At 61.0% G+C, this 12641-nt stretch carries 12 protein-coding genes; 7 read left to right on the forward strand and 5 right to left on the reverse strand.

Going from position 1 to position 12641, the window contains the following annotated elements:
* Positions 1-89: 89 nt before the first annotated feature.
* A complete protein-coding gene (locus EC919_RS21610) occupies positions 90-704 on the reverse strand; it encodes an NAD(P)H-dependent oxidoreductase (RefSeq protein WP_133776369.1) in 615 nt (204 codons plus the stop codon).
* The gene (locus EC919_RS21615; RefSeq protein ID WP_133776370.1) at positions 697-2091 is read right to left on the reverse strand and encodes a class II fumarate hydratase; all 1395 of its coding nucleotides are present in this window, start codon (positions 2089-2091) and stop codon (positions 697-699) included. The genes EC919_RS21610 and EC919_RS21615 overlap by 8 nt, the downstream gene beginning before the upstream one ends.
* Before the next feature lie 261 nt (positions 2092-2352).
* Here EC919_RS21615 and EC919_RS21620 point away from each other — a divergent pair, with 261 nt between their 5' ends.
* Positions 2353-2889, forward strand: a complete 537-nt coding sequence (locus EC919_RS21620; RefSeq protein ID WP_065992947.1) for a DUF2059 domain-containing protein — start codon at positions 2353-2355, stop codon at positions 2887-2889.
* Positions 2890-2901: 12 nt separating this feature from the next.
* Positions 2902-3198: a BolA family protein gene (locus tag EC919_RS21625; protein ID WP_065992949.1), complete on the forward strand. Its 297-nt coding sequence runs from the start codon at positions 2902-2904 to the stop codon at positions 3196-3198.
* Positions 3199-3249: 51 nt separating this feature from the next.
* Here EC919_RS21625 and EC919_RS21630 read toward each other — a convergent pair whose 3' ends face one another.
* The 3 genes from EC919_RS21630 to EC919_RS21640 all read right to left on the reverse strand — a co-directional run bounded on the left by EC919_RS21630 (position 3250) and on the right by EC919_RS21640 (position 5381).
* The gene (locus EC919_RS21630; RefSeq protein WP_133776371.1) at positions 3250-3813 is read right to left on the reverse strand and encodes a TetR/AcrR family transcriptional regulator; all 564 of its coding nucleotides are present in this window, start codon (positions 3811-3813) and stop codon (positions 3250-3252) included.
* A 105-nt stretch (positions 3814-3918) separates the two neighbouring features.
* Positions 3919-4620 (reverse strand): glutathione S-transferase family protein, encoded by a 702-nt coding sequence (locus tag EC919_RS21635; RefSeq protein ID WP_133776372.1) that lies wholly within the window; start codon positions 4618-4620, stop codon positions 3919-3921.
* A 134-nt stretch (positions 4621-4754) separates the two neighbouring features.
* On the reverse strand, positions 4755-5381 hold the full coding sequence (locus EC919_RS21640) for an FMN-dependent NADH-azoreductase (RefSeq protein ID WP_133776373.1): 627 nt from the start codon (positions 5379-5381) through the stop codon (positions 4755-4757).
* Positions 5382-5620: 239 nt separating this feature from the next.
* Here EC919_RS21640 and EC919_RS21645 point away from each other — a divergent pair, with 239 nt between their 5' ends.
* From EC919_RS21645 to EC919_RS21665, 5 genes are all read left to right on the forward strand, one after another.
* Complete coding sequence (locus tag EC919_RS21645) at positions 5621-6592, forward strand: rhodanese-related sulfurtransferase (protein WP_133776374.1); 972 nt, start codon at positions 5621-5623, stop codon at positions 6590-6592.
* A gap of 36 nt (positions 6593-6628) precedes the next feature.
* Positions 6629-7231, forward strand: coding sequence for a DsbA family protein (locus EC919_RS21650; RefSeq protein ID WP_166650606.1), 603 nt, complete (start codon positions 6629-6631; stop codon positions 7229-7231).
* Positions 7179-9065 carry an ABC transporter ATP-binding protein gene (locus EC919_RS21655; RefSeq protein WP_133776376.1) on the forward strand — a complete coding sequence of 629 codons (1887 nt, stop codon included), beginning with the start codon at positions 7179-7181 and terminating at the stop codon, positions 9063-9065. Before EC919_RS21650 ends, EC919_RS21655 begins: the two co-directional genes overlap by 53 nt.
* Positions 9066-9338: 273 nt before the next feature.
* Positions 9339-11804: an EAL domain-containing protein gene (locus EC919_RS21660; RefSeq protein WP_133776377.1), complete on the forward strand. Its 2466-nt coding sequence runs from the start codon at positions 9339-9341 to the stop codon at positions 11802-11804.
* Between the two features lie 36 nt (positions 11805-11840).
* On the forward strand, positions 11841-12638 hold the full coding sequence (locus tag EC919_RS21665; protein ID WP_133776378.1) for a TenA family transcriptional regulator: 798 nt from the start codon (positions 11841-11843) through the stop codon (positions 12636-12638).
* Positions 12639-12641: the final 3 nt, after the last annotated feature.

Here is a 12641-nt window from a genome sequence, read left to right on the forward strand (position 1 = left end):
GCGTTCCATTAATTTATGCCCAGGCAGGGCGTTGCCGCGCCAGATTCCTGGCGACGGCCCCGTTAATCCATGCGCATAGACGTTTTGGCTTAGCGCTTGCCCAGCGCCTCGGCCTGGCGGATCCACTGTTGACGCTGCTCCTCGGTGGAGGTGCGCACTGGCGAAAACTCCGTCAGCCGTGTGGTCTTGATCCCACAGAATTCGAGGATCGTTCTCACCATCTGCCGATGGGCCGGGGCTTTGAAAACCCAGCGGAAATAGCGCGAAGGCGTGTCCATAGTCACCAGCAATTCTGCTGTCCGGCCCTTCAGCAGCTCATTGGAAGGGTGATGCCTGCCATGGGCCTTGAAAGCAAAACCGGGCATGAACACCCGGTCGAAGAATCCGCCGAGCAGGCTCGGCAAACCGCCCCACCAGACGGGATACACAAACACCAGATGCTGCGCCCAGTGCACCTCGCGCTGGGCTTCAAGCAGATCGTGCTCTAGCGTCTGGGCGGACTCATAGCCACCGCGCAGCACCGGGTCGAAGTCCATTTCATCAAGCTTGAGCACCCGCACCACATGACCTTTGCTGCGCGCGCCCTGGGCATACGCCTCGCCCAGCGCGTGGCCGAGGCTGATGGTTTTCGGCGTGCCGATGATCATCAGGATGCGTTTGCCGTAGCCTTCCAGTGGCGTGGCGCCGCTGATGGGGTCAGCCATTGCTGCCGGCCTCGAGCATTTTTTCCGGGCGCACCCAGGCGTCGAACTCGGCGTCGGTGAGGAAGCCCAGTTGCAGCGCCGCTTCGCGCAGGGTCAGGCCTTCGCTGTAGGCTTTCTTGGCGATCTGCGCGGACTTGTCGTAGCCGATGTGCGGGTTCAGCGCGGTCACCAGCATCAAGCCGCGTTCCAGATGCTCGGCCATCTTGGCAGCATCCGGTTCCATGCCGGCGATGCAGTGCTCGTTGAAGTTGCGGCAGCCATCGCCCAGCAAGCGGATCGATTGCAGCAGGTTGTGGATGATCACCGGCTTGAACACGTTCAGTTGCAGGTGGCCCTGACTGGCGGCGAAGGTGATCGTGGTGTCGTTACCCATGACCTGACACGCCAGCATCGACAGCGCCTCGCACTGGGTCGGGTTGACCTTGCCCGGCATGATCGAGCTGCCCGGTTCGTTGGCCGGCAGCTTCACTTCAGCCAGGCCCGCGCGAGGGCCGGAACCCAGCAGGCGCAGGTCGTTGGCGATTTTCATCAGGGTCACGGCCAGGGTCTTCAGTGCGCCGGACAGCGCGGTCAGCGGCTCATGCCCGGCCAGCGCGGCAAACTTGTTCGGCGCGGTGACGAAGGGCAGGCCGGACAGCGCAGCCAGTTCGGCGGCAACCGCTTCGGCGAATCCATGGGGCGAGTTCAGACCGGTGCCGACGGCGGTGCCGCCCTGGGCCAGCTCGCACACGGCAGGCAATGCGGCGCGGATGCTTTTTTCGGCGTAATCGAGCTGAGCGACGTAGGCCGAGAGCTCCTGGCCGAAGGTGATCGGCGTAGCGTCCATCATGTGCGTGCGGCCGGTTTTCACCAGCTTCATGTGCCGTGAGGACTGCTCGGACAGACCGCTGGACAGTTCGGCAATTGCTGGCAGCAGTTGCTCTTTCACCGCTTGCACGGCCGCAATGTGCATCGCGGTGGGGAAGCAGTCGTTGGAGCTTTGCGAGCGATTGACGTGATCGTTCGGGTGAACCGGCGATTTGCCGCCGCGAACTCCGCCGGCCAGTTCGTTGGCACGGCCGGCGATGACTTCATTGACGTTCATGTTGCTTTGGGTGCCGCTGCCGGTTTGCCAGACCACCAGGGGAAACTGGTCGTCGAGCTGGCCCTGAAGCACTTCGTCGGCGGACTGCTCGATCAGGTTGGCAATGTCGGCCGGCAGGTCGCCGTTGCGGTTGTTGACCCGGGCGGCGGCTTTCTTGATCAGTGCCAGCGCGTGCAGCACCGGCAGGGGCATGCGCTCCTCGCCAATGGCGAAATTAATCAGAGAGCGTTGCGTCTGCGCCCCCCAGTAAGCGTCTTCGGGGACTTCGATCGGACCTATGCTGTCGGTTTCGGTACGGCTCACTGGACTCTCTCCTTAAGATCGATTTGCGCAGTTTAGTAACCGGGAAGCCGGAGGGGTTCCCGGTGGCTGCTGTGCGGTCGGAACAGGTGCGGACAGTGTGCGACAAAAGACCCGGGCCGGTCGCCCTAAACCTGCGTATGGGCGAGTCCGTTAGGTCCTCGGGATAACCGCTCGTAGGTTCAGGGGTTGAGGGAAATGCGCAAAGCGGGGCAGAATGGCCGGCCTTGGGGTTCTGCCTCGCTTGCTAGATAAGGAAACTCGATGACCCGTCTTCGTGCCATTTGTGCTGCGGTTGCTCTGGTATGTGCCAGCGGCCAGGTTCTTGCCGATACCGCCAGCCATGAAGCCAGTGCTGTAGCGTTCCTCAAACTGGCTCACGCCGATCAACTGGGTGCGCCGGTTTACATGCAAGTCCAGCAGATGTTCGCTCAGCGTTTCGCTGAAACCAAAGCACCTGCGTCCAAGCAAGCCACCCTCGAAACCTATCAGGGCAAGGCCAACGCCGCGCTGGATCAGGTGATCAGCTGGCCAAAACTGCAGCCTGACATGGTCAAGCTGTACACCTCCAACTTCACCGAAAGCGAGCTGAAAGACCTGGTTGCCTTCTACCAGTCGCCACTGGGCCAGAAAGTCCAGGCCAAAATGCCGCAGATCAGCCAGCAGTCGTTCCAGCTGACCCAGAGCAAACTGGAAAGCGCGGTGCCTGTGGTCAACAAGCTGCTCGCCGACATGACCAAGGAACTGACCCCGGCCGGCGCCAAGCCTGCTGCACCGGCCGCTCCCGCCAAGAAGCCATAAGCGAAGCCTGACATGAGCATGCAACAGCGTATCGAATCCGCGTTGACGGTCTTTCAGCCCGAGTACCTTCAGGTGCTCAATGAAAGCCACATGCACAGTCGTGGCACGGACACTCACTACAAGGCGGTGGTGGTCAGCGAGCAATTCGCCGGCCTCAACGCGGTCAAGCGTCATCAGAAGGTCTACGGCCTGCTCGGTGGTCTGATGGGTGAGTTCCACGCGTTGGCGCTGCACACCTACACTCCCGAGGAATGGGCGAAGCTCGGCGCCGCGCCGTCTTCCCCGACCTGTGCGGGTGGGCACGACTGACGCACGCCGCCCGGAGAAGGTGTTCAGCCTTCTTCGGATGGCAAGCGACTGTTATGCCGGCAGGGGGCCATAGGCACGGTAGGCTTCAATCAGCGTGTCGAAAACCGCAATGTCTGACGTGCTTCTTGCGATAAGTTGAGCCCCCGCGACGGCCGAAAAAATGGCTCGCGCGCGGATGTCGCTCTCGGCTTCCTCGCAGTATTTCGCCGAGACGAGCAGTCGGCTCAGCCAGTCCACGTTCACTTGAGTGAAAGCCTGCATCTCCTTGACCATCGCAGGGGGAAGATTATCGGTTTCAGCTCCCACAAAACTTCCCAGACACAGCCGGTTGTCGGCTTCCAGCGAGCGACGAAAAATTTCGGGGAATCGGCGCAATGCCTCCACCGGATCCGGCGTCTGCCCGGAAATAGCCTCGAGCGCAGCCGCACCGTCTTGCCAATACCGCCTGGCAACGGCAATACCCAGATCGGCCTTGCTCGGGAAGTGGTAATAGATACTGGCTGGCTTGATGCCAACCTCATGGGCCAAGTCGCGAAAATTCAGTCCGTTGTAACCCTGTGACTGGGCAATGTTTCGGGCAGCCAGAAGTATGGCTTCGCGGGCGTTGATGCTCATTGTCGTGCCTTTCATGGGTCGGACGAGTTGCAGTGGAGCCGGCCATCTTAAAGCAAAAGCTCCAGCCCTCGTCCTCACAGATCATGACGTGCCCATCCAGACGGATCACGCGGAAGGCGAATCCAGCTCCGGTATGCCACTGCTGCGATCAGCGTAGGCGGCCTGGAAAGCCGGACGTTTCTGCCAGCGCTGCCAGTAGCTGTCCAGGTGCTCGAAACGCTCGTCCAGCGGGGTCGCGTTTACCGGGAACTTTGAAAAGGCAATGGCGGTTGCCAGCGTGATGTCGGCAAACGTGGGTTCGGCGCCGCCGAGGAGCCATTCGCGACCGTCAGCCAGATGACGATTCACCAGGGCAGCGTGCATCAGTGCCTCCTTGCGGCAGTGCTCACCCCATGCCTCATTCTTCGTCAACTCCAGCTTGAAGCCGAGTCCGGTGTGCAAGACGTGAAAAGCCGTGACGATCCGATAAAGGATATGCACCCAGATGCGGTTATCCCACATGTTGTCCAGGCCCTGTTCCAGCGCGCTTTCGCCCATGATCTTGCGGCCTGGATAGGACTGGTCGAGAAAACGGGCAATGGCCGGTGTTTCTGAGATGAAGCTGCCATCTGCCAGTTGAAGCGTAGGGGTTTCGCCCCATGGGTTCATATTGAGGTGACGCCAGCCGCGCTGCTCGCCACCGGGTGCCATGTCATAGACGGTTTCATCGAACTGATCGGCGATGCCCTTTTCGTGCATGAACAAGCGCAGTCGCTGGGGATTGGGGAACGCGGAAGGGGAGGTGAATAGCTGCAGTTTGGGCGTCATGGGGCTGTCCTGAAGTGAAGGGCTCGTCACCTAACGGTTGTTAGGTAGGGGAAACCTTAGGCCTGAAAAGCTCATCGGTCAATAGGCTACCTAACATTCGTTAGGCTAGGGTTTGCCCCGGCGGTATCGGGCTCTTATGCCAAGTCCGTGGCGAGCTTGGAGGCCTGCGCCAGCGCCGCGTTGAAATTCGTCTCTGCTGTAGTCGCATCCCCGAGGGTTGCTTCCGAGACCACTGCATCGATGGCCGGAATACCCACCATCCGGGCCCAGGTTTTCAGGTAGGCGACCTGATGGTCGTAGTCCTCCGTGGGGAAGTCCTCCCCAAGCGCAACTCCGCGGGTCGCGAATACCACCAGTTTCTTGCCTTTGAGCAGACCGCGCATGCCTTGAGCGTCGAAATCGAACAGCACGCCCCGCTGGGACACGGCGTCGATCAGATGCTTGAGGCGATAGGGGATACCGAAATTCCACATTGGCACGCTGAAAACAATGACGTCGGCGCGGTGGAAACGCTCGCCCAATGCGTGGATCTGCTTCCACACCGCCTGCTGCTCGCCGTTCATTTGCACACCCTGCAGGTCGGCATACTTGGCTTCCAGGGCCGCGCCGTCGAAGGGCAGCAGATCGGTCGTCCAGACGTCCAGGACATCCACCGTGGCCTCGACGTGCAGCGAGGTCAGGGTTTCGAGATAGCGCGCAGCGAGTTTGAGAGAGGCAGAGCGATCGCCGCGGGGGGAGCTGGCAAGGTGAAGAATATGCATCGGATGGGTACCTGTGGGGGGCGGAGACACGGTTCCAATTTAGTCCATGAGGCCCATGCCGATGTTCCCGGCCGATGCTCCGGACAGGTGGGCAGGGTGATGAGACGATCGATCAACCAGCCTGTCTGCCCGACGTTGATTCTTGATAGAATCCGCGCCGCGTTGCCCGGTCGGCGCGCGTTCATCTGAATCATTCACCCGGTAGGCCCTTTGCGAGGGTCACCACCTGGAGACGCCACATGACCCAAACCGCACCCATCGTCGTCGCGGCGCTGTACAAATTCGTCACCCTTTCCGATTACGTCGCGTTGCGCGAGCCCCTGTTGCAAGCCATGGTCGACAACGGCATCAAAGGCACCTTGCTGATCGCCGAGGAAGGCATCAACGGCACGGTATCCGGCAGCCGCGAGGGCATCGACGGCTTGATGGCCTGGCTGAAGAACGATCCGCGCATGGTCGACATCGACCACAAGGAATCGTACTGCGACGAGCAGCCGTTCTACCGCACCAAGGTCAAACTCAAGAAAGAGATCGTGACCCTCGGCGTGCCGGGTGTTGACCCGAACAAGGCCGTTGGCACCTACGTCGATCCCAAGGACTGGAACGCGCTGATCGCCGACCCAGAAGTGCTGCTCATCGACACGCGCAACGATTACGAAGTGTCGATCGGCACCTTCGAAGGCGCGATTGATCCCAAGACCACTTCCTTCCGTGAGTTTCCCGACTACATCAAGGCCCACTTCGACCCGGCAAAGCACAAGAAGGTCGCGATGTTCTGCACCGGCGGCATTCGCTGTGAGAAGGCGTCCAGCTACATGCTCGGCGAAGGGTTCGAAGAGGTCTATCACCTCAAGGGTGGCATTCTCAAATACCTGGAAGAAGTGCCCCAGGAAGAAACCCGCTGGCAGGGTGACTGCTTTGTGTTCGACAATCGCGTCACCGTCCGCCACGACCTGACCGAGGGCGACTACGATCAATGCCATGCCTGCCGCACGCCGATCAGCGCCGAAGACCGGGCCAGCGAGCATTATTCGCCGGGCGTCAGTTGCCCGCACTGCTGGGATTCGCTGAGCGAGAAAACCCGCCGCAGCGCCATCGACCGGCAAAAGCAGATCGAGCTGGCGAAGGCGCGCAATCAGCCGCACCCGATCGGGCGCAATTATCGTGCGCTTGACGGCCAGACGATTGAAACCCCAAGCAACGAGGCCTGAGCCATGTCCACCCGCCTGCTGTATGTGATGGACCCGATGTGTTCCTGGTGCTGGGGGTTTTCTCCGGTGGCCGAAGCATTGGTCGAGCAGGCGGCAGCGGCGGGGGTGCCGTTGCATCTGGTGGTGGGCGGATTGCGCACCGGCAGTGGCGCGGCGCTGGAGCCGACGACCAAACGCTACATTCTCGAACACTGGCAAGCGGTGCACGAGGCCACGGGCCAGGCATTTCGTTTCGACGGCGCCTTGCCCGACGGTTTCGTCTACGACACCGCGCCCGCCTGCCGGGCCATCGTTGCGGCGCGCAGTCTGGCGCCGGACGTTGCCTGGCGGCTGGTCAAGGAAATTCAGCAAGCGTTTTACCTTCACGGTCGCGACGTGACCCACGGCTCGGTGCTGGCAGAGCTCGCCGAAAAAGCCGGCTTGCCGCGGATCGAGTTCGCCGAAGCCTTCGACAGTGCCGAACAGCACACCGCGACCGCGTCGGATTTCTCCTGGGTTCAGGACCTGGGCATAGCGGGTTTCCCGACGCTGCTTGCCCAGCGCAACGGCCAACTGGCGCTGCTGACCAACGGCTATCAACCCCTCGATGTCCTCGGGCCGTTGCTCGGTCGCTGGCTGGAGCGCAACGCCAGTGCCTGACGTCTCCGACCTGGAACACCGCACTCCCGCCGCATCGGCTCATGAGCGTACTGCCGCTGATCGCCTGAACTGGGCGCAGATCAGGCGCCTTGCCCTGCAACACAAAAAGGCGCTGTGGATCGCCAATGGCGTCGCGGTCCTGGCGGTGCTCTGCTCGGTGCCGATCCCTTTGCTGCTGCCCTTGCTGGTTGATGAAGTGCTGTTGGGCAAAGGCAATTCGGCGCTGATCTTCATGAATCAGTTCCTGCCCGACAGCCTGCACAAGCCGGTCGGCTACATCGGTCTGATGCTGGTGGCCACACTCTGCCTGCGACTGGGCGCGCTGGTGTTCAACGTGATCCAGGCGCGGTTGTTCGCCGGGCTGGCCAAGGACATCGTCTACCGCATCCGCACGCGCCTGATCGAGCGGCTCAAGCGCATCTCGCTGAGCGAATACGAAAGCCTGGGCAGCGGCACCGTCACCGCGCATCTGGTGACGGATCTGGACACCGTCGACAAATTCGTCGGCGAGACGCTGAGCAAGTTTCTCGTGGCGATGCTTACCCTCGCGGGCACCGCCGCGATCCTGATGTGGATGCACTGGCAACTGGCGCTGCTGATCCTGCTGTTCAACCCGCTGGTGGTGTTCGCCACGGTCAAGCTCGGCAAGCGCGTCAAACACCTCAAGAAGCTGGAAAACGACAGCACTTCGCGTTTCACCCAGGCGCTCACTGAAACCCTCGACGCCATTCAGGAGATCCGTGCCAGTAACCGTCAGGGCTATTTCCTCGGATTACTCGGCCTGCGTGCCCGGGAAGTGCGCGATTACGCGGTGTCGTCCCAGTGGAAGAGCGATGCCTCGGGCCGGGCCAGCGGTTTGCTGTTCCAGTTCGGCATCGACATCTTCCGCGCTGCCGCGATGCTCACGGTGCTGTTCTCCGACCTGTCCATCGGCCACATGCTGGCGGTATTCAGCTACCTGTGGTTCATGATCGGGCCAGTCGAACAGCTACTGAATCTGCAGTACGCCTACTACGCGGCCGGCGGTGCCCTGACCCGGATCAACGAGCTGCTGGCCCGCGCGGACGAGCCTCAGTACCCGGGGCAGACCAATTCGTTCACGGGGCGGCAGACGGTGAGCATCGACGTGCGTGGTTTGAGCTTCGGCTACAACGACGAGTTGGTCCTCGATCATTTGGACCTGTCGATCAATCCCGGCGAAAAAGTTGCGATCGTGGGAGCCAGCGGCGGTGGCAAGAGCACGCTCGTTCAGTTGCTGCTCGGCCTGTACACCGCCCGATCCGGGGTCATTCGTTTCGGGGGTTCAAGCTTGCAGGAGATTGGCCTGGACACCGTTCGCGAGAACGTCGCCGTGGTGCTGCAGCATCCGGCGCTGTTCAACGACACCGTCCGTGCCAACCTGCTGATGGGCCGCGAGCAGGATGACAACGCCTGCTGGCAGGCGCTGGAAATCGCTCAAATGGATGCGACGATCCGCGCCCTGCCCCTGGGGCTGGACAGCGTGGTCGGGCGTTCGGGGGTTCGCCTGTCCGGCGGCCAGCGCCAGAGGCTGGCGATCGCGCGCATGGTGTTGGCCGACCCCAAGGTGGTCATTCTCGACGAGGCCACGTCTGCGCTGGACGCCGCGACCGAGTACAACCTGCACCAGGCCCTGAACCGTTTTCTCAGTGGCCGCACGACGCTGATCATTGCCCACCGACTGTCGGCGGTGAAACAGGCGGACCGTGTGCTGGTGTTCGATGGAGGGCGCATCGCCGAAGACGGTGATCATCAGCAATTGATTGCGGACGGCGGACTGTACGCTAGGCTCTACGGACACCTGCAACAGGTGTGACACACACAGCCTGGGAGCGTCCGGGGCGCCGCGCGCAAATGGCGTATCGCCACTGGAACACGTCAATTCTTGGGCTAAACTTTGCCTCGCCGCTCACCGGAAGTGTGAAAAGCGTCATATTTACGTCTTCGCATCCGATTGGCTGGTTACGTCTTGTAAAAGATGTGAGAGATTGTCTGCTGCGTCGTGGAAATTAGCGAAGTCCCTCAGGCTCCAGGAAGGTTGCCTGGCGTGGGGGGGCGGAGTACCTGCAGTGCTGATGAAAGGGACACCATGAAGCAAAAGCGGATTCTCGAGAAGCCTCGTCTTCTGGGCATCGTCTGGCCATTTATCGCCGTCGTGCTGTTACAGGCGCTGCTCGGCTGCGTCAGTCTGTACATGATGTCCGCAGTGCGCAGCTACATTGGCGGTGAGAGCCTGTGGTCGAAGGGCCAGAAAGACGCCATCTACTACCTGAATCTGTACGCCAACAGCCGCGACGACATCAACTACCTGAAGTACCAGAAAGCAATTGCCATTCCCCAGGGTGGGCATGACTTGCGGCTGGCGATGGATCAGCCGGTGCCCGACATCGCGCGCGCCACTGCGGGAATTCTGCAGGGTGGCAACCATCCCGACGATGCCCAGAGCATCATCTGGCTCTACCTGAACTTCCAGCACTTCAGCTACCTGGAAAAGGCGATCGACCTGTGGAAGGTCGGTGACAACTACTTGGTGCAGCTCGATGAAGTCGCGCGGGAAATGCACGCGCGGATTCAGGAAGGCAACGTTACCAACAGCGAGGTACTGGGCTGGCGCCAGCGCATCAGCGCCATCAACGAAGGCGTCACGCCGGCAGCCATGGCCTTCAGCGACGCGCTGGGGGAGGGCTCGCGGGTCATCCTGCGGATTCTGCTGGTGGTCAACCTCGCCACGGCGCTGTGCCTGATCATCCTTGCACTGCTGCGCACCCAAAAATTGCTGGAACAGCGCCATGCCTTTGCGATTGCGCTGCAGATGGAAAAAGAGCGCGCGCAGATCACCCTGGAGTCCATCGGTGACGGCGTCATCACCACTGATGTCGACGGCTCCATCGTCTACATGAACCCCGCCGCCGAGCTCATGACCCACTGGAAGAACGAGCAGGCGGCCGGTCTGCCGCTGGCCGCGCTGTTCAGCCTGCTCGACGAAAACGATCAGAAAGACACCTCGACCCTGATCGAGCGCATGCTCAGTGGCAACCTGGGCGGCGGCAGTGAGAGTTCAAGACTGATTCAGCGCCTGGACGGCAGCACCGTTTCAGTCGCGCTGGTCGGCTCGCCGATCCGCACCGAGGGCAAGGTCAGTGGCGCAGTGCTGGTGTTGCATGACATGACTCAGGAGCGTCAGTACATCGCCAATCTGTCCTGGCAGGCGACCCATGATGCGCTGACCGGCCTGACCAACCGCCGCGAGTTCGAGTACCGCCTCGAGCTGGCCCTCAACGGCCTGGCCGAACAGCCGGCGCGGCATGCGTTGATGTTCCTCGACCTCGACCAGTTCAAGCTGGTCAACGACACCAGTGGTCATGCCGCCGGTGATGAACTGCTGCGGCACATCTGCACGTTGCTGCAGCAGGGGGTGCGCGAAGGCGACACGCTGGCGCGTCTGGGCGGCGACGAGTTCGGCATTCTCCTCGAGCACTGCGCGCCGGAGGCCGCCGAGCGGGTGGCCGAGAGCCTGCGGCAAACCGTGGAAAGCCTGCATTTTGTCTGGAAAGCCCGGCCGTTTGTCACCACCGTCAGCATCGGCCTGGTGCACATCGACGAAGTCCCGACCACCCTCGAGACTTCGCTGCGCGCCGCCGACATGGCCTGCTACATGGCCAAGGAGAAAGGTCGCAACCGGGTTCAGGTCTACCACGACGACGATTCCGATCTGTCCACCCGCTTTGGCGAAATGGCCTGGATTCAGCGCCTGCACATGGCCCTCGAAGACAACCGCTTCTGTTTGTACTCCCAGGAAATTGCAGCGCTGGGCCGTAACCCCGATCAGGGTCACGGGCATATCGAGATTCTGCTGCGGCTGCGCGATGAGTCCGGGCGCATGATCCTGCCGGACAGCTTCATCCCCGCCGCCGAGCGCTACGGCATGATGACCACCCTGGATCGGTGGGTGGTGCAGCACGTGTTCAAGATCATTGCCGACTGTCTCAAGGCCGAGCACCACAAAGGGCCGATGGCGGTATGTGCCATCAATCTGTCCGGGAGCAGTATTGGCGACGACGCCTTTCTTGAGTATTTGCGACAGCAGTTCCAGATCTACGCAATCCCCCCTGAACTTATCTGTTTTGAAATCACCGAAACCAGTGCGATCGCCAATCTGGGCAGCGCCATTCGGTTCATCAATGAACTTAAAAGTCTGGGATGCCGTTTCTCTCTGGATGACTTCTGTGCAGGCATGTCGTCATTCGCGTACCTGAAGCACTTGCCTGTGGACTTCCTGAAGATTGATGGCAGTTTCGTAAAAGACATGCTCGACGATCCGGTCAACCGGGCGATGGTGGAAGTGATCAACCATATCGGGCACGTAATGGGCAAAAAGACGATCGCCGAGTTCGTCGAGAGCCCCCAGATAGAGCAGGCGTTATTGGAAATCGGTGTGGACTACGCTCAGGGTTACGTCATCGAGCGACCGCAATTATTCACCTGTGAATGTCTGCACGCACGGCCCGCGAGGCAGACCCCGCTGTTGTTCAGCGCTCCCGGGACTTTTCGCTGAACACACCCTACGCAACTCAACATAAGGAGCTACACAGTGATCGATATGTTCATTAGAACCGGTCCGCTGATGGATGCCAGCAGTTACCCCGCTTGGGCACAGCAATTGATTGATGATTGCAGTGACGCCAAGGCCAAGGTGGTAGGGCATGAACTTTATCAACGCATGCGTGACGGGCGGCTCAGTTCTAAGACCATGCGCCAGTACCTGATTGGTGGCTGGCCGGTCGTCGAACAGTTCGCGGTCTACATGGCGCATAACCTGACGAAAACCCGATTCGCCCGACATCCGGGTGAGGACATGGCGCGACGATGGTTGATGCGCAATATTCGGGTCGAACTCAACCACGCCGATTACTGGGTCAACTGGAGCGCCGCCCACGGGGTGACGCTGGAAGACCTGCAGGCGCAGTTGGTGCCTTCGGAACTCCACGCATTGAATCACTGGTGCTGGCACAGCTGTTCGTCGGATTCGCTGGTGGTGGCCATCGCGGCGACCAACTACGCCATCGAAGGCGCCACCGGCGAATGGTCGGCCGTTGTCTGCTCCCAGGACACCTACGCGAACATGTTCCCGCCGGAGACACGAAAGCGGGCGATGAAGTGGCTGAAGATGCATGCGCAGTACGACGATTCCCACCCCTGGGAAGCGCTGGAAATCATCTGCACTCTGGCCGGCAACAACCCCAGCGAGCAATTGCAGAGCGACCTGCGAATGGCGGTCTGCAAGAGCTACGAATACATGTTCCTGTTCCTTGAGCGGTGCATGACGCTGGAACGATCGCAGGACGACAACAGTTCGGTCCGTGAACACCGGATCCCCGCCCGCGCCTGATCG

Origin of the sequence: Pseudomonas graminis, from assembly GCF_004364335.1 — a bacterium.
Classification (GTDB): Bacteria; Pseudomonadota; Gammaproteobacteria; order Pseudomonadales; family Pseudomonadaceae; genus Aquipseudomonas; species Aquipseudomonas graminis_D.

What these genes read in the sequence shown, in the direction of transcription:
- EC919_RS21610 (WP_133776369.1), bottom strand. Translation starts at nt 704, where the DNA reads ATGGCTGACCCCATCAGCGGCGCCACGCCACTGGAAGGCTACGGCAAA.
- EC919_RS21620 (WP_065992947.1), top strand. Translation starts at nt 2,353, where the DNA reads ATGACCCGTCTTCGTGCCATTTGTGCTGCGGTTGCTCTGGTATGTGCC.
- EC919_RS21625 (WP_065992949.1), top strand. Translation starts at nt 2,902, where the DNA reads ATGAGCATGCAACAGCGTATCGAATCCGCGTTGACGGTCTTTCAGCCC.
- EC919_RS21630 (WP_133776371.1), bottom strand. Translation starts at nt 3,813, where the DNA reads ATGAGCATCAACGCCCGCGAAGCCATACTTCTGGCTGCCCGAAACATT.
- EC919_RS21635 (WP_133776372.1), bottom strand. Translation starts at nt 4,620, where the DNA reads ATGACGCCCAAACTGCAGCTATTCACCTCCCCTTCCGCGTTCCCCAAT.
- EC919_RS21640 (WP_133776373.1), bottom strand. Translation starts at nt 5,381, where the DNA reads ATGCATATTCTTCACCTTGCCAGCTCCCCCCGCGGCGATCGCTCTGCC.
- EC919_RS21645 (WP_133776374.1), top strand. Translation starts at nt 5,621, where the DNA reads ATGACCCAAACCGCACCCATCGTCGTCGCGGCGCTGTACAAATTCGTC.
- EC919_RS21650 (WP_166650606.1), top strand. Translation starts at nt 6,629, where the DNA reads ATGTGTTCCTGGTGCTGGGGGTTTTCTCCGGTGGCCGAAGCATTGGTC.
- EC919_RS21655 (WP_133776376.1), top strand. Translation starts at nt 7,179, where the DNA reads ATGTCCTCGGGCCGTTGCTCGGTCGCTGGCTGGAGCGCAACGCCAGTG.
- EC919_RS21660 (WP_133776377.1), top strand. Translation starts at nt 9,339, where the DNA reads ATGAAGCAAAAGCGGATTCTCGAGAAGCCTCGTCTTCTGGGCATCGTC.